The 20,159-nt window shown below is 71.6% G+C and carries 6 protein-coding genes; 4 read left to right on the top strand and 2 right to left on the bottom strand.

Going from position 1 to position 20,159, the window contains the following annotated elements; all coding sequences use genetic code 11:
• The first annotated feature begins 417 nt into the window (after positions 1-417).
• The gene (locus ACQHIV_RS16325) at positions 418-12,483 is read left to right on the top strand and encodes an amino acid adenylation domain-containing protein (protein WP_427895173.1); all 12,066 of its coding nucleotides are present in this window, start codon (positions 418-420) and stop codon (positions 12,481-12,483) included.
• A gap of 425 nt (positions 12,484-12,908) precedes the next feature.
• Here the strand turns inward: ACQHIV_RS16325 and ACQHIV_RS16320 are convergent, their stop codons facing one another.
• A complete protein-coding gene (locus ACQHIV_RS16320; protein WP_427895171.1) occupies positions 12,909-13,850 on the bottom strand; it encodes an ROK family protein in 942 nt (313 codons plus the stop codon).
• 203 nt (positions 13,851-14,053) lie between these two features.
• On the opposite strand from ACQHIV_RS16320, the gene nagZ reads away from it, so the two are divergent.
• Entirely contained in the window at positions 14,054-15,532 is a 1,479-nt protein-coding gene (gene nagZ, locus ACQHIV_RS16315; RefSeq protein ID WP_427895169.1) for a beta-N-acetylhexosaminidase, read from the top strand.
• A 321-nt stretch (positions 15,533-15,853) separates the two neighbouring features.
• On the opposite strand, the gene ACQHIV_RS16310 is transcribed toward nagZ, so the two are convergent.
• Entirely contained in the window at positions 15,854-17,059 is a 1,206-nt protein-coding gene (locus tag ACQHIV_RS16310; protein ID WP_427895168.1) for an ROK family transcriptional regulator, read from the bottom strand.
• Positions 17,060-17,169: 110 nt separating this feature from the next.
• On the opposite strand from ACQHIV_RS16310, the gene ACQHIV_RS16305 reads away from it, so the two are divergent.
• Together ACQHIV_RS16305 and ACQHIV_RS16300 are read left to right on the top strand one after the other, a co-directional pair.
• Positions 17,170-18,813 carry a glycoside hydrolase family 13 protein gene (locus ACQHIV_RS16305; protein ID WP_427895166.1) on the top strand — a complete coding sequence of 548 codons (1,644 nt, stop codon included), beginning with the start codon at positions 17,170-17,172 and terminating at the stop codon, positions 18,811-18,813.
• A gap of 204 nt (positions 18,814-19,017) precedes the next feature.
• Positions 19,018-20,145, top strand: coding sequence for a Nif3-like dinuclear metal center hexameric protein (locus tag ACQHIV_RS16300; protein WP_427895164.1), 1,128 nt, complete (start codon positions 19,018-19,020; stop codon positions 20,143-20,145).
• Positions 20,146-20,159 lie beyond the last annotated feature (14 nt).

The raw sequence follows: 20,159 nt of genomic DNA, 5'->3' as shown, positions 1-20,159 counted from the left end.
CGGGGATCACTCTTGCCAGGAGCTCTGACACCGCACCGCCACGGCGCTGACGCGGGGCCGTGCACGGCTTTCGTACGGCGCGTATCGGAACCTGCCGTCACTCGTTGGAACCATGTCGGTGGTCGCGGGATTCTTAACCATCGGCTGGTGAGAACGGACTCCTCCAGGGCGGGTCGCGGCTGGTAGGGTTCACGGCTGTCGGTCGGCGCGATGACGCACCGGGTGTACCCGGTCACGGCATCTGTTCCGGCTGATGGAAACGGGGCAACAGCTCGGTGTGAAAGTGTGTGAGGCGGGTCCGCCCGGTACCCGCTCCGTCCAGTTGGGGAGGCACGTGTCCGTGGGTCGCCGACCGGCCTCGCTCAGCGCTTGCCCGCGTCCCGGCGTACCCGTCTCCGTGCTGGTGGTGGCATCGGCGTGAGAAGTGGTGCGGACCGGCCGGCGATCTCCACCGGGCCGGCGTTGATGATTCCCGCCGGCTACCCCCGCGACCTGCCGAGCGCACTGCTCCGGGCGGCCCGCGACTTCGGTGGCGCCGGCGTCGTCGAGATCGGCGCGGACGGCCGCGAGACCAAGCTGGACTTCCCGACGCTGCTCGAACTGGCCGCGCGGATCCTGGCCGGCCTGCGCGCGAACGGCGTACGTGCCGGAGACCCCGCGGTCGTGCACTGCACCGAACCGGTCGGGTTCTTCGCCGCGTTCTGGGCCTGCACGCTCGGCGGCATCCGCCCGCTGCTGGTCGCCCCGCACCCGGGCGGCGACCGGACCGAGGAGGGCCGCGAGCGGCTCCGCAGGATCACCGACCTGCTCGGCTGGACCGTCCTGATCGGCCGCCCGTCCGACCTGCCGAACGACCTCGGCCTCCCGGTCCTCGACCCGGACGCGATGGCCGGCCACGAGCCGACGTCGGACTTCCACCGCCCGGCCGCGGACGACGTCGCCGTACTGATGCTGTCCTCCGGCTCCACCGGTACGCCGAAGATGGTGCAGCTCACGCACCGCGGGCTGGTCGAGTTCGCCGCCGGTACGCCGGCCATGCTGCCGATCCGCCCCGGTCAGACCACGCTGAACTGGCTGCCGCTGGACCGCAGCGGCGCGTTCCTGCTGTACCACCTGCTGCCGGTGTTCACCGGGTGCACGAACATCCACGTGAACACCGACTGGGTGCTCGCGAACCCGCTGCGCTGGTTCGACCTGATGGAGCAGCACCGGGTCAACCACTCCTGGTCGCCGAACTTCGGGTACCGGCTCGCGACCGCGGCGGTGGCGGGGGAGCCCGACCGGCACTGGGACCTGTCCGCGCTGCGCAGCCTGGTCAGCGGCGGCGAGCAGATCACGGTGCCGGTGATGTCGGAGTTCCTGCGCGTCACGAATCGGTTCGGCGTCGTACCGGAGACCTTCGTGGCGGCGTGGGGGATGACCGAGACGGTCACCGGGATCACGTTCGCCCGCCCCGGGCTGACGCCGAACGTGCATCGCGTCCGGATCCCACCCACCGGCGTCGTCGAGTGGGTCGACCAGCGTCCGTCGTCCGGCAAGGTCGCGGTCGCGCGTCCGGGTGCGCCGCGGGTCGAGGCGCCCGGGGTGTTGTCGCTGGTGTCCGTCGGGGCGCCCGCGCCCGGTACGACGGTACGCATCGTGGCGCCCAACGGCGCCGTACTGCCCGAGGGACGGATCGGCCAGCTGCAGGTGGCGTCCGCGCGGGTGACCCCCGGGTACCTGGGGAACCTCGAGGCGGACCGCGCGGCCTTCCCCGTTGGCAACTGGCCGGCCCGCAAGTGGCTCGCGACCGGCGACCAGGGCTTCATCACCGGCGGCCAGGTCGTCATCACCGGCCGCGACAGCGAACGCATCATCATGTCCGGCAAGCTGCACTACGCCCACGACATCGAATCCGTCGCCGCGACGGTCGTCGGCGCCTCGTCCGGCCTGGTCGCCGCCTGCGGAATCGCCGACGAAGCCTCCGGCACCGACCGCCTCGTCGTCTTCTACGCGCTCACCCCGGACTCCGTCCCCGGCATGGACCAGGCCATCCGCAGCCTCATCCAGACCCGCCTCGGCCTGATCGCCCAGGTCGTCGGCGTACCGCGCCGCGACTTCCCGACCACCCCCGGCGGCAAGATCCTCCGCCCCCTCCTCAAACAACGCTGGCTCGACGGCACCCTCGAACACGGCACCCACCCCCACGTAGAACCCGCCGGCGCCACCCCCGCCAGCGGCCCCACCGGCCAAGGCCCGTCGACCACCCCCGAAACCACCCCGTACGCCGACGAGGACCCGTCCGAACGCACCACCGAACTACCGGTCGTCAGCCTGGCCTGGAAACGCGAACTCCAGCAATCCATCCCCACCCCACCCCAACGCCCCACCCTCGGCACCCCCACACCCACACCGCCACCCTCGCCAACGCCCTCCACCCCCACACCACCCACACCCGCCCCGCCCGCGCCATCCACACCCGCGCCACCGGCCCCCTCAACCACCCCGCCCGCCCCTGCGACCCCGCCACGGCCCGCGCAGTCACTGGCGCCGACGTACGCCCCCGCGCCGCCCCGCGACCTCCCCGACGCACCCCCGGCCCCCACCGAGTCTCCCGAGACAACCCCATCGGCCGCCCCATCCTCCGCTCCGGCGCAGTCCCCTGAGTCAGCGCCGTCGACCGCGGAAACCACCCACCCCGCAGTACCCACATCCCCCTTCGGCCCGTCACCCTCCACGGCCCCGCAACCCCGCCCCACACCTGCCGAGCCCGCGACGTCCGAGCCAATCTCCGCAGACCCAGCGCCCGTCCAACCACCCGAGCCCGCGCCCGACGCGACCACCTCGGACGAAACGGCTCCCGAGGCAACCTCCGCAGAGCGGGCGCCCGCCCAACCAACGACATCCGAGCCCGCGCCCCCCGACGCGACCACCTCGCACGCATCGGCCTCCGACGCACCGGCGCCCATCGACGTACCGTCCGCGGCTTTCACCGCCGACGAGCCCGCCACCACCGAACTCACCCGCATCACCGATGCCACCCCACCCCCGACCACCTACCGCCCGGCCACCTACCGCCCAGCCACTCCACGCCCCGCCGCCGCGGACCCGATCGACCCCACACCCCTCACCAACAGCGCACCCACCACCAACACCACGGCCCCCGAGGCCTCGGACACGTCGGACGCCACGCACCCGGCGGCCGCGGACGTACCCAACGGCTCAGACACACTCGGCCGCCCGGCTGCGACCACGCCGGACGCAACCGACGAAGCAGCCGCGACCGACGAGGCAGGTACGTCCGACGACGCGGGCGGGACTGACAACCCGAGAGCAACCGACGGTACGAACGCAACCGACAGCCCCGAGCTCTCCAACCCACCGGCCAACGCGAACCGCCCCGCCAACGCGAACCCCGCCGTTGACACGGACGTAGCCGACGCCACACCCGGTACGAACGACGCGATCGCAGAGACCGCCCTCGCCGACACAGAAGCGAACGCGGGAACCGCCGAGGCAGAAGCGGACGCAGCTCCCGGCGACGACGACGTCGTACCCGATCGCGCGAACACCAACGCAACGCCCACCGTCGACGCGGACGTACCTTCTGCGGACGCGATCACCACAAAGCCAACCGCTGCCGACGACCACACCACCGCCAACGGCGAGTCGGACGGACCCGGGCCCGACGCGCCCTCCCATGCCCTGACAGCAGACTCCAACGAGGAGCCGTCCGAGGACGCCCCGCTCGACAAGTCGCATGCTCGCGAGGAGGACGGCGCACCTTTCGAGGAAGCCGCACGGGACGAGGAAAGCGGCCGGGGCCACGAAGGCGGCCGGGGCGAGGAAGCCGCAGGGGACGACAGTCGCTCGGAGGATGCTGCTCGCGACGAGGACGACGCGTTCGTTGCCGGGGACGAACCTGCTGCCGACGAACCCGACGCAGCCGTCGCACCGGCTGAGGCAAGCGTCGACGCACACGGCGCCGCAGCTGTAGACCGAGCAGACGTATCTACCGCGGAGAACGAGGCGGACGACTCCAACGTCGAGGCGACTACAACACAAGACGACGTACCAGCAGACGAAGCAACCCCGGCAGCCAACGCGACTGCCCCAACTGCCGCCGACGCCACCCCGGCAGTCGACGATGCCGCCCCGCGGGTCGCTGACCATGACCCGACCGACGGCGTCAAGCCAGCTGATGGCGATGCGGGTGTCGAGTCTGGTGATGAGGCTGGGCGTACCGACGAGCCTGAGTCCGCTGTACTGCGGGCAGACGTCGGCGTGAGCGACGCCGTACCCTCCGACGACGCGTCGGCGATCCACGAGAGCGCTGCCGACGCCGGGTCGGCTGACGGCGATGCGGGTGTCGAGTCGGGCGATGAGGACGGTCGTACCGACGAGCCTGAACCCGTTGTACTGCGGGCAATCGGCGACGCGGGGAATGTCGTACCTGCCGATGACGAGACGGCGATGCACGAGAGCGCGGCCGACGACGAGCTGGCTGATGGCGACTCGGCTGTTGCGTCTGGTCGTGCGGACGAGCCTGACGCCGTTGTACTGCGGGCAGCCGGCGACGCGGGGAACGTCGTACCTGCCGATGACGAGATAGCGATCCACGAGAGCGCGGCCGACGAGGAACTGGCTGATGGCGACTCGGCTGTTGCGTCTGGTCGTGCCGATGAGCCTGACGCCGTTGTACTGCAGGCAGTTGGCGACGCGGGGAACGTCGTACCTGTCGATGACGAGACGGCGGACCACGAGAGCGCTACCTGCGACGACGCGCAGGGGCGGACGACTGGTGGTGAGGCTGATCGGTCTGCAGCTGAGGACGGATCTGTTGTCGAGGCTGACCCGGCTGATGCGGCTCCTCAGCCGATGGCTGTGGATGCGGCCTCGGTACTCGCACGGGATGAGGAGCGGACTCACGAACGCGACGGCGCAGCCGTGCAGGTGGTGGCTGTCGATGCGGAGGACGTAGCTGCTGCCGGCGGTGGCGCGGGTGGTGATGAGGGCGCGGCGGTGGTTGCCGCGGGTGAGGCGGTCGGTGAGGGCGAGACCGGCGGCGAGGTCGAGGGTGTCGGCGAGGCCGAGGTTGGCGGAGGGCCTGAGCTGGGTGGTCGGCCGACTGCTGGCGATGCGGGCGACGTACCTGCTCCGGATTCGGAACGTATCCACCAGAGTGACGAGGCAGGCGAGCAGGAGCCGGCGGTCAGCGGTGGCGACGTAGTAGCTGAGCCGGGTGCCGCGGTTGCGGACGAGGATGAGGTGGCTGCTGCGCACGGTGGCATGGTCGGCGAGGCGGGAGACGCGGACGGTGCGTCGAACGCTGCGGTTGCCGACGGCGAGTCGGATGTTGCCGGGGACGGCGACGGCGACGAGGTTGACTCGGTTGTCGCCGGGGATGAGGGCGTTGAGGAGGTCGCGTCGGCTGTCGCTGGGGAGGAGGCGGCCGACGAGGTCGGCTCGGCTGTGGCCCGGGAGGTGGGCGTTGGCGAGGTCGCTGGGGGTGACGGGGGCGACGAAGCCGGTTCGGATGTTGGGGGATCGGAGCTGGCTGCGCGGGCGGTCCTTGGGGATGCGGGCGACGCACTGGACAGTGGGCGGGAGGACGACGGCGCGGGCGCGGAGGGGTTTGCCGGTGACGGTGAGCTCGCTGGTGCGCAGGGTGTTGTCGCGGGCGCCGGGGATGCGGAGTCTGCAGGAGAGGTTCGCGATGGTGTGGATCTTGCCGACGATGAGGTCGGGGCTCTAGGGGCCGAGGAGGCTGAGAGCGCGAGGGACTCTGCGGACGCCGAGGTTGGTGCCGAGGCTGATGCTGAGGGTGATACGTCAGGTCTGCTCGACGTGGCTGGTCTGGCGGATGGCGGAGGCGCCGGGGATGTTGCCGGCGCGAGTGGTGCGGGCGATGTTGACGGTGCTGATGACGGTGCTGATGACGGCGTGGGTCGTGCAGTTGGTGTTGAGGGGGAGGGCGCCGCTGTAGGTGTTGGTGCGTTGGTGGCTGCGGGTGTGGGGGTTGGGCGGGCCAGTGGCGAGCTGGAGGGTGCCGGTGGGCCTGAGGCGGCGGGCGAGGCTGTGGTTGGGGGTGCTCGGGCGGTAGGGGGTCTGGAGCGCGCCGGTGTGGTGGAGCCGGTCGCTGTAGTGGGGGTGGCTGGGCGGTTCCCGGGGGCCGAGACGCTTGAGGGGTTCTGGGAGAACCTTGTCGGTGGTGTGGAGAGTGTTCGGCGGGGGATGCCGGACACGGGGGACGGGGTTGTCGCGGTCTCGGGTGTGCTGGAGCATGTCGAGGCGTTCGACGCGAAGTTCTTCGGGTTGAGTGATCGTGAGGCTGAGCTCATGGAGCCGGCGCAGCGGTTGTTCCTCGAGGTGTGTCATCAGGCGCTGGAGCACGGTGGGTACGCCGGTACGTCGGACCGCGTCGGCGTCTTCGCCGGCTCCGGCATGAACCTGTACAACCGGCAGCACCAGTCCCGCGACTCGATCGCCACCCGGGTCGCGTACCGGCTCGGTCTGACCGGTCCGGCGATCGGCGTACAGTCCGCGTCCTCGTCCTCGCTGGTCGCGGTGCACCTTGCCTGCCAAGCCCTCCGGTCCGGCGACGCGGACCTCGCGCTCGCCGGTGCCGCCGCCGTACAGGTGCCGCAGGCAACGACTTACCACCCGACGCCGGACTCGATCCTGTCGCCGAGCGGTCACGTACGTGCGTTCGCCGCGGATGCGGACGGTACGGTCGGCGGCAACGGTGTCGCCGCCGTACTGCTGAAGCGGCTCGACCAGGCGCTCGCCGACGGGGACACCGTGTACGCCGTGATCCGCGGCACCGCGGTCAGCAACACCGACGGCAACCAGGTCGAGCTGGTGGAGCGGGCGCTGCAGCGGGCCGGGTTCGACGCGGACTCGGTCAGCTACATCGAGGCGAACGGGATCGGCAGCCCGGCCGCGGACGCCGCCGAGGTGAAGGCGCTGACGACGGCGCTGCGCCGGCATACCGACAAGGTCGGGTTCTGCACGATCGGGTCGGTGAAGCCGAACATCGGCCATCTGGACAGCGCCGCGGGCATGGCCGGCCTGATCAAGACGATCCTGATGCTGCAGCACCGGACGCTCGTGCCGACGATCAACGTCACCGAGCCGAACCCGGCGCTCGCGCTCGACGGCAGCCCGTTCGTGATCGGCACCGACGTCCGCGAGTGGACCGTGCCGTTGCAGTCCGGCGGTACGACGCTCCGCGCCGGCGTCAGCGCGCTGGACCCGAGCGGTACCAACGCGCACGTGATCCTCGAGGAGGCGCCGCGGCAGATCCGCCGCGGCGACGACGGCCCCGTCGTACTGCCGCTGTCCGCGCCCGACCCGGATGCGCTCGCCGACCTCGTGGAGCTGTACCGCACGGACCTCGACCACGGCACCGGCCACCGGCTCATCGACCTCGCCGGTACGGCGGCGCTCGGCCGGCCGGCCCACCGGTACCGGATCGCGGTCGCGGGCGGGACGGAGCGGGAGCTGCTGAGCGCGCTCGGCTCCGCGCAGACGACCGAGGTACCGCGGGGCGGGCCGGGTCCGCTCGGGTACGCGTTCACCGGGCAGGGCGCCGCGCGACGTGGGATGGCCGCGGGGCTGGCGGCGCGGTTCCCGGTGTTCCGGTCGGTGCTCGACGAGTGCGATCGCGTGTACCACGAGGAGACCGGTGGCAGCCTGAACGAGCTGCTCCTCACGCCGGCCGCCGGTACGGAAGGCGTTTGGCCGACGGAGACGGCGCAGCCCGCGCTGTTCGCGTTCGAGGTGGCGCTGGCCCGGCTGTGGCAGTCGTTCGGCGTACAGCCCGCGTTGGTCGTCGGCCACAGCGTCGGGGAGTACGCCGCGTTGTGCGTCGCGGGCGCGCTGTCCGTCGCGGACGGCGTACGGCTGACCGCCAAGCGCGGCGAGCTGATGCAGCGCGGAACGGTGCCGGGGGCAATGGTCGCCGTACGGGCCGATGCCGATCGGGTGCGCGAGATCGCCCGGACCGCCGGCGTGGAAGTGGCCGCGGGCAACGGGCCGCAGTCGTTCGTGCTGACCGGGTCCGAGGTGATCGTCGGGCAGCTGGCGGCGCAACTCGACCAGTTGCAGGTGGCGTGGCAACGGCTGGACGTGGACCGGGCGTTCCACAGTTCGTTGGTGGACCCAATCCTGTCGGACTTCGCGGAGATCGTTCGCGAGATCACGCTGAAGCCGCTGCGGACGCCGATGGTGTCGAGCTGGTCGGGTGATCTGCTCGAGTCCGGGACGGTGCTGGACAGCGACTACCTGGTCGGCCAGTTGCGGCAGCCGGTGCTGTTCGGGGACGCCGTCGAGGCGGTGACCGCGGCCGGGTGCCGGCGGTTCCTGGAGCTCGGGCCGGACGCCGTACTGAGCCCCGCCGGGCGGCGGATCGCGCCGAACAGCACGTGGATCCCGGCGCAGCGCCTCGGGCAGGACCCGGTGCTCGCGACGATGAACGGGCTGGCCGAGCTGTACGAGCAGGGGACCGAGATCGCGTGGGCCAAGGTGTACGCCGACGGCGGGCGGGTGCCGCTGCCGACGTACCCGTTCCGTCGGGTGCATCACCCGGTGGATCCGTCGGTGACGGTGCTGGCGGGTCCGGGTACGGCGGTTGCCGGGGGCAACGTTGCGCCGCGGTTCAACGCTTTCGAGCGGGCCGCGCGGGCGCAGTCGGTGGTGTTCGAGCCGCCGTCGAGTGCCGCAGTGAAGCGGATACCACTGGATCCGCCGGTGGAGCCGGAGCCTGTCGCGGCTGTTGAGGCGGAGGACGTGTCGCCGTTCGCGTTGCCGGCGGAGACGCATGTGATCGACGCCGACTATCTGGCGCAGGCCGGGTCGCTGCCGGGCGACGAAGGGTCGGCGGAGCGGTACCGGGCGTCGCTGGACGTCGTACTCGATCTGACCTGTGAGGTGCACGGGCTGGATCCGTACGACCTCACGGTGGACCACACGTTTGCCGAACTGGGTGCGACGCCGGCTTCCATGGCGCCGGTGATCGACGAACTGCGGAGCCGGTTCGAGGTGGAGCTGGCGCCGGACGACCTGTTCCTGACCTTCACGACACCGCACAAGCTGGCCACCGCAGTCGCGGTCCAGACGGCGAAGGTTCAAGAGCCGGACGGTACGTCGGCCGACGACACCCCGGCGGATCGTGCTTCGACCGAGGGTGCTGTGGCCGACGGTACTCCGGCGGACCGTGGGTTCACCGACGGTGAGTCGGCTGACGGCGGGACGCCCAATGGTGCTGCGGATGGTGGTGCGTCGCTCGGCGCCGCGGCGGCCGGCGTCTCGGTTGACGATGCTTCGGGCGATGGCGCTTCGGCTGGTGGTATTGGGGTTGACGGCGCTGAGGTTCACGACGCTGGGGTTCAGGGCGAGGGACTGCGTGGTAGGGATGCGGCGGCACGGGATCCGCGGGCGGCGTTGGCGGTGCTTGGGTCGGGGCTTGCGGAGCTTGCGGCGAAGGTGGATGAGGCCGCGGCGGCGACGGGTGCGGCGGAGCTGCCGGGGAGCGGGATGGCTGCGCTGATGTCGCAGCAGTTGCGCGTGGCGGGCCAGCTGGTCGAGGGCGTCACCAAGCTGATGCGCGAACAGCTCGCCCTCCTCACCGAACAGTCCAACGACCTGACAACACCTCACACACCGGAGTCCGACACCGCTGACCTGCCCGCCGAAGGCGAGCAGCCAAGCGGGCCGTCCGACGGCTCCACCGAAGCCGGCCAGGAAACCACGCCGACCACCGACCAACCCGATGCCTTCACGGACGGCGCGCCGACCCCCGGTGACACGACCGCCGAAGAAGCACCCACCGAGGGTGAGACGTTGGCCGATGACGCATCCACCGAGGGCGACACGTCGGCTGACGCTGCGTCTACCCGGGGCGAGGCGTCTGCCGAAGGTGCGTCCGTCTCGGGTGAGGGGTCCGTCGAAAGCGTCGCCATCCCGGGTAGGACATCTGCCGGCGGCGTATCTGCCGTGGGTGGGGTGTCTGGCGAAGGTGCGCGCATGAGTGGGTCGAGAGGTGCGATCGCGCTCGGCCCAGGCCCGGCGGCCGACCAGCGCGTCGCGGACGAGAAGCAGGTGGACGACGCACAGGTGACCGCACCCGCCGCTGACAAGCGCAGCGCGGTGGTTGGTGAGCGCTGTACCAAGGTTGGCACGGGTGTGGCCGAAGCCGGTGAGGGTGCGGCTGAGGTTGGTGGGCGTGCCGCTGGTGGGACGGCGGTTGTGGTTCGGGAGGTGGGGGATCGGCGGCGGGATCTCAGTTACTGGGATCGGGTTCTGGCCGGTGCGCAGCCGTTGGTGTTGCCGGTGGATCGGGGGCGGGCGCCGGGGGACGACGCGGTGGTTGCGGTACGGCGGGAGCTTGATGCCGAGCTGGGTGCGGCCGTGTTCAGGTACAGCCACGAGCGGAGGCTCAGCCCGGCGATGACGATGCTCGCGGCGGTGGCGACGGTTCTCGGGCGGTTCGCCGCGCAGGACGACGTGACGATCGGGTCGGCGATGGTCCGCCCGGACGACGCGCCGGCGGCGCGGCCGATGCCGTTGCGGATCGACCTGTCGGGTGAGCCGGATCTCGGTGAGCTCACCGAGCGGATCCGCGACGTCACGGCCGCCGCGTTCGAGCACGCGGACGCCGACCTGTCGATCCTCGCGCGCGACCCGCTGTTCCAGATCCTGGTCGACTTCGAGGACGGCGACGACGAGTTGCCGGAGCAGATCGACGTACGGTTCCGTCTCACCCATGACGGCGACGACATCACCTGTACGGCGGACTACCGGTCCGGCCTGTTCGACCGCCGCAGCGTCGAGCGCCTGCTCGAGTACCTCGAGGAAGTGTTGCGCAGGGCAACGACCCGCCCGGAGCTCCGGCTCCCCGAACTCGTCCTGCCGCTCCCGTCCGACCTCGACACCCTGCGCGAACTCGAGTCCGACGCCGACCCGGTCGGCCCGATCGGGCGGGTACGCCGGGACGCGGTGGTGGCCGGCGAGCTCAGCGGACTGCACACGCTCTTCGAGCAGCAGGTCGCGCGCACGCCGGACGCAATCGCTGTGATACAAGGCGATCGCGAGCTCACGTACGCCGAACTCGACCGCCGCGCGAACGCCGTCGCCTGGCAGCTCGCGGATCTCGGCGTCAAGCCGGGCGAGCTGGTCGCGGTACGTGTTGCCCGCGGCACCGAAATGGTCGTCGCGGTGCTGGCGGTGCTGAAGTCGGGCGCGGCGTACCTCCCGCTGGATCCCGGCGTACCGGAGTCGCGCTGGGCGTTCATGGTGCACGACGCGGCCGCGGTCGCGCTGGTCGGGGACGACGCGGCGCTCGCGGATCGCCTCGGCCTGCGACTCGTCCCGGTGTCGGCGACCGACGCCGACGCCCGCGCCAAGCAGGCCCCGCCGGTCCGCGCGGCGGCCGACGACATCGCGTACTGCATCTACACCTCAGGCTCGAGCGGCAACCCGAAGGGCGTCGTGGTCCCGCACCGCGGCCCGGTGAACCTGGTGCGGCACTATCTGCGCACCCGGCGGTCGCTCAGGACGCTGCAGTGGACCTCGTTCGGGTTCGACGTCCACGTACAGGAGATGTTCACGACGCTGGCGTCCGGTGCGGCGCTCGTACTGATCGGCGAGGACGACCGGTACGACCCGGACGCGGTGGTCGCGGCGTTGCGGGATCACGACGTCCAGCGGCTGTTCATGGCGTTCAGCCCGCTGACCGCGCTGCTGGCGACGATGCGCCGGCTGCCGGAGCTGCCCGCGTTGCGCGAGATCGTCGCGGGCGGTGAGGCGATGGTGCTGACGCACAAGGTGCGGGACTTCCTGGACGCGCATCCGGAGTGCCGGCTGTTCAACGAGTACGGTCCGGCCGAGGCGTCGATTGTGACCACGATCCACGAGGTCGACCCGGCCGAGGACCGGCCCTCGATCGGGCGGCCGATCGAGGGGGTCGCCGTACGGCTGCTGGATGCCGCGCTGCGGCCGGTGCCGGTCGGCGCGGTCGGCGAGATCCACCTCGGCGGCGCGGCCGTTGCCCAGGGCTACCTCGGGCGGCCGGAGGAGACCGAGCGCGCGTTCGTCGGGGACCCGGGGCACCCGGGCGCGCGGCTGTACCGCAGCCGCGACCTCGGCCGCTGGCGGGTCGACGGCACGCTCGAGTACCTCGGCCGCGCGGACGACCAGGTGAAGATCCGCGGCCACCGGGTGGAGCCCGGCGAGACCGAGCACGTCCTCGCGGACCAGCCCGGCGTGGTGGACGCGGTCGTGGTCGCGCAGACGGAGCCGGGCGGTGACACCTGCCTGATCGGGTACGTCGTACTCGAGGACAGCGACCCCGCCGTACTGGCCCGGCTGATGCTTGACCTCGGCAAGGAGTTGCCGATCTACCTGGTCCCGGCGGACCTGATCCCGATCGAGGAACTCCCGCTGGACGACAACGGCCGCCTCGACCGCGACCGCCTGCCGGAACCGGAGTGGCTGCGGCCGTAGCAGCACCCGTAGTTCTGCACCGTGCACGGGGGGTCAGGCCGGTGGCAGCCCCCTCCTGCCGCCACCGTCCGCCGTTCACGGTGCAGAACCCGCGCTCGATACCGTCCCTCCACGAAATCGATCGCGCTGCGAATCGGTCCGACGTTGCCGACGGCACGTTGGTTCCCGATCGGTGGGTGCACACGGTCGCGGCGGGTGAGTCGCCTCGCCCGCCGCTCGCGTGTTCCGGTTGATCCAGGCCCCCCTCGATCTCCCGAGCCGGCCGGTCCGAGCCCCCTCGACCGGTCGTGGATGACGGTGCCCCCACCCCATCCATCCCTTGAATCGCTGCGCGTAGGGGTGTCGTTACACGGATCCGGAAGATTCGTAAGAATTGCGCAAAGGTGTGCGGGAGAACCTTTACCGCAGCACCCCGAATGTGCGGATCAGGACAGTGCGGCCCACGCCTGATGTGCGGCGCCGAGCAGCCCGGCGTTGTCCAGTTGGGCCGGTTCCACGGTGAGGTCCGCGACGAACGGCAGCTGGGCGAGCCGCTTCACCCACGCCTGCACCGGGTCGAACAGCACCGGCCCGGCCTTCGCGACCCCGCCGCCGATCACGACCGTGGTCAGGTCCACGGTGACAGCCGTCGCCACGATCCCCGCCGCCAGCGCCTGCGCGCCGTCGTCGAACGCGGCCAGCGCGAGCTCGTCCCCGGCGGCGGCGTCGGCGGCCAGTACTTCGGCGTCCACGTCCTCGTCCGTCCGCCAGCCGCTGCGCTGCGCGCGGGCCACCATCCGCGGGCCGCTCGCGTACGCCTCGACACAGCCGTACGACCCGCACGCGCAGGCCTCGCCGTCCTGGTCGACGACCACGTGACCGATGTGCGCCGCGTTGCCGGACTGGCCGATCAGCGGCTTGCCGTCGACCACCAGCCCGCCGCCGACACCGGTCGACACCACGATGCCGAGCAGGGTCTTCGCGTCCCGCCCCGCGCCGCTCCAGAACTCGCCGAGCGCGAAGCAGTGCCCGTCCATGCCGAGCGTCACCGGTACGTCGCCGGTCAGCGCGCGGACCCGGTCCACGAGGGGGAAGTTGCGCCAGCCGGGGATGTTCACCGGGGAGACCAGACCGTGCTGCTGGTCGAGCGGGCCGGCCGAACCGACGCCGACCGCGAGCGGGGCGGCGTCGCCGCGGACCCGGTCGATCAGCTCACCGAGCGCGGCGAACACCTGGTCGGCGCCGCCGGACGGGGTCCGGATCCGGTCGCCGGTGAGAATCGTGCCGTCGGCGGACACCAAAGCGGCGGCCATCTTCGTGCCGCCGATGTCGATGCCCAGCACGGATTCCCGCGCCACCAATGTGTCGTCCCCAGTGTCGTCGCTCATCGTCCCCCCGGTCAGGGCGGTCAGGTCGAGAGACAACGTTATCTGTAGTCGGCCCGAACAGACAGGGGTGAAAGGTGGTAATCATGGAAAACCCGCAGGGTGGCGGCAGTTAACTGCCATGACAACGCCTGACAACGATGCCCCTCAGGGCGTCGACGGACCCCCGCTGGCGCCGGCTGCCACGACTGCGAGAGGGTTACGGAATGAGTGCTCAACTGGATCGGGACGCGGCCGGTGCGCTGGTCGTCGGCTTCACCGGTACGACGGCCCCCGACGAACTGCGGCGCGCGGTGGCCGGCGGCCTCGGCGCGGTCATCCTGTTCACCCGGAACGTCGCGGACGCCGAGCAGGTGGCGGCGCTGACCGCCGTACTGCGGTCCGAGCGGCCCGACCTGATCGTCGCGATCGACCACGAGGGCGGCGAGTTCAGCCACCTCGCGCCGGCGAACCCGTGGCCGCTGGCGTCCCCGCGGCTCCTCGGCGACCTGGACGACACCGAGCTGACCCGCGCCGCGGCCCGGGACGCGGCCGCGACCCTGGCCTCGCTCGGCATCGACCTGATGCTCGCGCCGTCGGTCGACGTGAACAGCAACCCGGCGAACCCGATCATCTCCACCCGCTCGTTCGGGCGTACGGCGGACGTCGTGTCGCGGCACGGGGTCGCGTTCGTCCGGGGCGTGCATGACGCGGGGATCGCCGCCTGCCCGAAGCACTTCCCGGGGCACGGCGACGTCGCGGTCGACTCACACACCGATCTGCCGCGGGTGGACCGCTCCGTGGAAGAGGTCGGTGCGGTCGAGTTGGCGCCGTTCCGGGCGACGATCGCGGCCGGGGCCGATGTGGTGATGAGCGCGCACATCATCTTCTCGGCGTACGACGACCAGCCCGCCACGCTGTCGCACCGGGTGCTGACCGGGTTGCTGCGGGAGGAGCTCGGGTTCACCGGGGTGATCACCACCGACGCGCTCGAGATGCAGGCGATCACGAAGAACCGCTCGATCGAGGACGCCGCGGTCGCGTCGATCGGTGCGGGTGCGGACCTGGCGATGATCGCGGTCGGTACGGCGGACCCGCGCGCGCTGACGGCGCGCGTCGTCGAGGCTGTCCGGCGTGGGGAGCTGCCGGCGGAGCGGGTGGCCGATGCGGCCGCGCGGGTGCGGGCGCTCGCGGCGTCGCTCGGTCAGCGCAGCCGGCAGTCGGGACTCGGCGGGGCGCCGATCCGGGAGGTGGCGGCGCGGGTGGTGGCCGGGCAGACGTTCCCGGCGCTCGGCGGGTCGCCGTACGTGGTCGATCTGACGCAGGGGCTGCACCCGGCGTGGAACCCGTACTTCTCGGGGCTTCCGGAAATCTTCACGCGGGTCGCGCCGGGCGCGGACGGGGTGGTGCTGCGCGGTGAGCACCACCTGACCGAGAACGGTGCGCCGCAGGACGACGCGATCGCCCAGGCAGCTAAGGCGGCCCAGGGCCGGCCGCTGGTGATCGCCGTACAGGACGCGGGCCGCACGCCGTGGATGCGCGCCGCCCTCGCCCACCTCGTCGAAACCCACCCCGACAACGTCTTCATCCTCTGCACCGGCATCCCCGAAGACCAGTCCCTCGTCCCACCCGGCATCCCGTCCGCCACCACCTCCGGCCGCAACATGGTCGTCCTGGAAGCAATCGCCCGCCACCTGACCCGCTAGCCGCCCGCCACACCGGCTTCGGCGGCGTGGCCTGCTCCGGTCTCCGTCGTCCCCACGCCCCGCCGGCCGCCGACGGCCGACGTACCGGACCGTTCCGGCCCGCGGGGCGATGGCGGGCGGGGCGGCGCTTGGTGGTCTGTGCCGGCTGCGGTCTCGGCGGGGTCGGCGGGGTGGAGTGCTGTTGGTGCGCGACAGGGTGGTCGCGGTCGGGTCCAGTGCCGGTGGCGGACGGCCAGGCCATCACAATTGTGGGTGCGCCGACCGCTTGAGCGGGAGGGGAGCCGTCGGGCGGCGATTGTGATGGGCTGGAGGTTCGGGACTCTACGGGCGGCAGGTGAGTTCTAGGTCCAGGGCGTGCTGCTCGACGTAGTTGAGGGCGTGGCGGACGGCGCCGACGGAGACTATGGCGTCGCCGAGGGAGGAGACCGCGACGCGTGGGGGAGTGCTGGTGTAGTCGGTGAGTTGGCGTTCGACGTCGGGGAGTAGGGCGGCGGCGGCCTGGGCGACGGCGCCGCCGAGGACGACCAGTTCGGGGTTGAACAGGGTGCCGAGGGTGGCGACCACCCGGGCGGTCCGGCCGGCGATGTCCTGAAGGATGCCCTGGGCAACCTTGTCGCCGTCGGCCGCGGCGCCGAACACCTGCTCCGCCGTCACCGCACCGTCGACCGCCAGCGACCGCAACGACGTCCGTACGGCGGCGTCCGCCACCGCCGCCGTCCCGTTCTCCCGGGCGATCCGGGCAATACCGTGGGTGTCGCCAACGCCCTCGATCAGCTTCAGGAACACCATCTCGCCGGCCCCGCCGCGGCTCCCGTGCAGCAGCCGCCCGGAGTCCATCAACCCGGATCCGAACCGCTCGCCCGCCAGCAGTACGACGAGGTCGTCGACGTTCCGCGCCTCGCCGCGCCAGTGCTCGCCGAGCGCGGCGAGATTGGCGTCGTTCTCGAGCAGCACCGGCCAGCCGTGCAGTTCGGTGAGCCGCTGCGACAGCCCGGTGTCGAACCGCCGCCAGAACTCGTCCGCGACCAGGATGTTCCCGTCCCGGTCCACCGGCGCGGCGACTCCCGCACCCGCGGCCAGCACCTGGCTGTCCGACACCCCCGCGGACTCCAGCGCCTCGACCACGGTCTCGTGCACGATCTCGGTCCGCTCGCCGGGCGCCTTCACGCCGGCCGCCGAGCGTCCGGCCTTGGCGACCGTCTCGCCGCGCAGGTCCGACAGCAGCACGGTCGTCTTCGCCGCGCCGATGTCGATCCCGAGCACGTACCCGGCCCGCCCGTTGAACTCGAACCGCCGCGACGGCCGCCCCACCGAGGTCCGGCCCGGGTCGAGCTCGACCACCCACCCCATCGAGATCAGGTCGTTGCAGACCGCGTGCACGGTCGCCCGGGTGAGACCGGTGGCCTCGATCAGGCCGGTTCCTGTCATCACCCGTGCGCGGTTCAGCACGCCGAGTACCTTGCCCGCGTTCACCCGCCGCAGCATCGTCGGCGTCGCCGTGGGCGGGGTAGCCGGTGGTTTCGCCATGAAAGCCCCTTGACCTCGTCGTCCTACCGACCGCAGAATACATGCAGATTCTAAATTTAGAGCCTATATATAAACCCCGGGTTACCGGCTGATTTCCGAGTGAGGCGATCGTGGCGAGTCCGCAGACCCAAGCCGCCCAAACGACACAGTCCGACTGGTGGCGGCAGGCCGTCGTGTACCAGATCTATCCGCGCAGCTTCGCCGACTCCAACGGCGACGGCGTCGGGGACCTGCCCGGCATCATCAGTCGAGTCCCGTACCTGGTGGCGCTGGGTATCGACGCGGTGTGGCTGAGCCCGTTCTACCCGTCCGCGCTGGCCGACGGCGGGTACGACGTGGACGACTACCGCAACGTCGACCCGCGGCTCGGCACGCTGTCCGACTTCGACCAGCTGGTCGAGGCGCTGCACGCCGAGGGCATCAAGCTGATCGTCGACATCGTCCCGAACCACACCTCCGACCGGCACGAGTGGTTCGTCGAGGCGCTGGAGGCGGCCAAGGGGCACCCGGCCCGGGACCGGTACATCTTCCGCGACGGCGACGGCGACCAGCCGCCGTCGGACTGGGACTCGGTGTTCGGCGGCTCGGCGTGGGCGCAGACCGACGACGGCCAGTGGTACCTGCACATGTTCGCGGCCGAGCAGCCCGACCTGAACTGGCAGCACCCCGAGGTACGGGCGGACTTCCTGGAGACCCTGAAGTTCTGGTCGGACCGGGGCGTCGACGGCTTCCGGGTCGACGTCGCGCACGCGCTGGTGAAGGACCTCACCGAGCCGTTCCCGGCGAAGGCCACGCTGCCCAGGCAGTCGGAGTCCAACGGCAAGCACCCGCTGTGGGACCAGGAAGGCGTCCACGAGATCTACAAGGACTGGCGCAAGCTGCTGAACACGTACGACCCGCCGCGCTCCGCGGTCGCCGAGGCGTTCGTGCCGGCCGCCCGGCGGGCACGGTACGCGAGCGCCGACGGGCTCGGGCAGGCGTTCAACTTCGACCTGCTGCAGGCCGACTTCGAGTACGACAAGTTCCGCAAGGTGATCGAGGAGAACCTGGAGTTCGCCGAGCAGAACGGGTCCTCGTCGACGTGGGTGTTCTCGAACCACGACGTCGTCCGGCACGCCACCCGGTACGGCCTGCCGAAGAACCCGAAGGGCGGCTGGCAGGACGGCAAGGACTGGCTGCTCAGCAACGGCACCGAGCCGACCGTGGACGTGGCGCTCGGTCTGCGCCGGGCGCGTGCGGCGACGATGCTGATGCTCGCGCTGCCCGGTTCGGCGTACCTGTACCAGGGTGAGGAGCTCGGGCTGCAGGAGGTCGGCGAGCTGCCCGCCGCGAACCTGCAGGACCCGGCGTACTTCCGGTCGAAGGGTGCCGAGAAAGGCCGCGACGGGTGCCGGGTGCCGATCCCGTGGACGGTCGGCGGCCTGTCCTTCGGCTTCGGCGCCGGCGGCGCGCACCTGCTGCAGCCGAAGTGGTTCGGGGCGTACTCGGTCGAGGCGCAGCAGGACGACGTCGAGTCGACGCTGAGCCTGTACCGCAAGGCCCTCGCGGTACGGCGTGGGCTCCGCACCGGCAGCGCGCTGACCTGGGTCGACGGCGCCGACGACGTACTGCACTTCGTCCGCTCCGGCGGCTGGCAGTGCGTGACGAACTTCGGCGCCGCACCGGTCGAGCTGCCGGACGCCGCCGTCGTACTGTCCAGCGGCCCGCTCGAGGGCGACAAGCTGCCGAGCGACACCACGGCCTGGCTCATCTAGGTCTCCCAGAACGCGCCCCGGCCGGGCTGTCCCGAGACGGCCCTCCCCCCTGTGTGGCCGGGGCGTTCCCGCCGGTGCGGGTGTTGTGGCGGATGCGGCGGGGCGGTCGCACCCCACGCCGTCGCCGGTACCGGCGGACATGGTCGTGGCGGGGGCACCGGGCGGTTGCCCCCGTCACGATCCATGGAATGTCAGGATAAGCGCGTGACGACGCTAGCGGACGTGCTCGCAGTACTCGATCGGCTCTACAACCCTGCCTGGGCGGAGGACTGGGACGCCGTCGGCCTGGTCACCGGCGATCCGGAGCAGGAGGTACGGCGGATCCTGTTCGCGGTCGATCCGATGCGGGCCGTGGTCGACGAGGCGATCGACGGCGGGTTCGACCTGCTCGTCACGCACCACCCGCTGTTGCTGCGCGGAGTGAACAGCGTCGCCGCGACGACACCCAAGGGCCGGGTGATCACCGACCTGATTCGTGCCGGTGTCGCCTTGCACGTCTGTCACACGAACGCCGACAACGCGAACCCGGGTGTGAGCGACGCACTCGCCGCCGCGATCGGGCTGCGCGACACGCGCCCGCTGAAGGCGATGCCGGCCGAGCCGATGGACAAGGTCGTTGTCGGCGTCCCGGTCGCGGAGACCCAGGCGATGCTGGACGCACTCGCGAAGGCCGGTGCCGGGCGGATCGGCAACTACGAGCGCGCCGCGTGGAGCGTGACCGGCGAGGGGACGTTCCGGCCGCTGGCGGGCGCGAACCCGGCGATCGGGACGGTCGGGGACATCGAGGTCGTCGCCGAGGACCGGATCGAGATGATCCTCCCGCGCCGGCACCGCCGCGCGGTCCGCGAGGCGCTGATCGCGGCCCATTCCTACGAGGAGCCGGCGTACGACTTCTACGAGCTGGCCGAGCTGCCGAGCGAGCGCGGCGGCGGGCGGGTCGGCGTACTGGCGGAGCCGTTGCCGCTGGCGGACTTCGCGCGGCTGGTCGCGGAGAGTCTGCCGTGGACCGCGCACGGCGTCCGCGTCGCGGGTGATCCGGAACGGACGATCGAGACCGTCGCGGTGGTCGGCGGAGCGGGTGACTCGGAGTTCGCGCGGGTGCGTGCGGCCGGTGTCGACGCGTACCTGACCGCCGACCTGCGGCACCACCCGGCGACCGAGGCCCGCGCGTACGGCGACCCCGCGCTGGTCGACGTCGCACACTGGGCCAGCGAGTGGCCGTGGCTCGCGGACGCGGAGCGCCTCCTGCTCGAAGGCCTCGCGGGCCGAGGCAGTACCGTGGACACTCACATCTCAACACTCTGCACGGACGCATGGACGCTGCGGATCTGAGTACGCCGCCAACG

Origin of the sequence: Kribbella polygonati (assembly GCF_050320105.1) — a bacterium.
Classification (GTDB): domain Bacteria; phylum Actinomycetota; class Actinomycetes; order Propionibacteriales; family Kribbellaceae; genus Kribbella.
The sequence above is the reverse complement of the archived record's forward strand: the minus strand, read 5'-3'. Positions and strand labels throughout refer to the sequence as shown.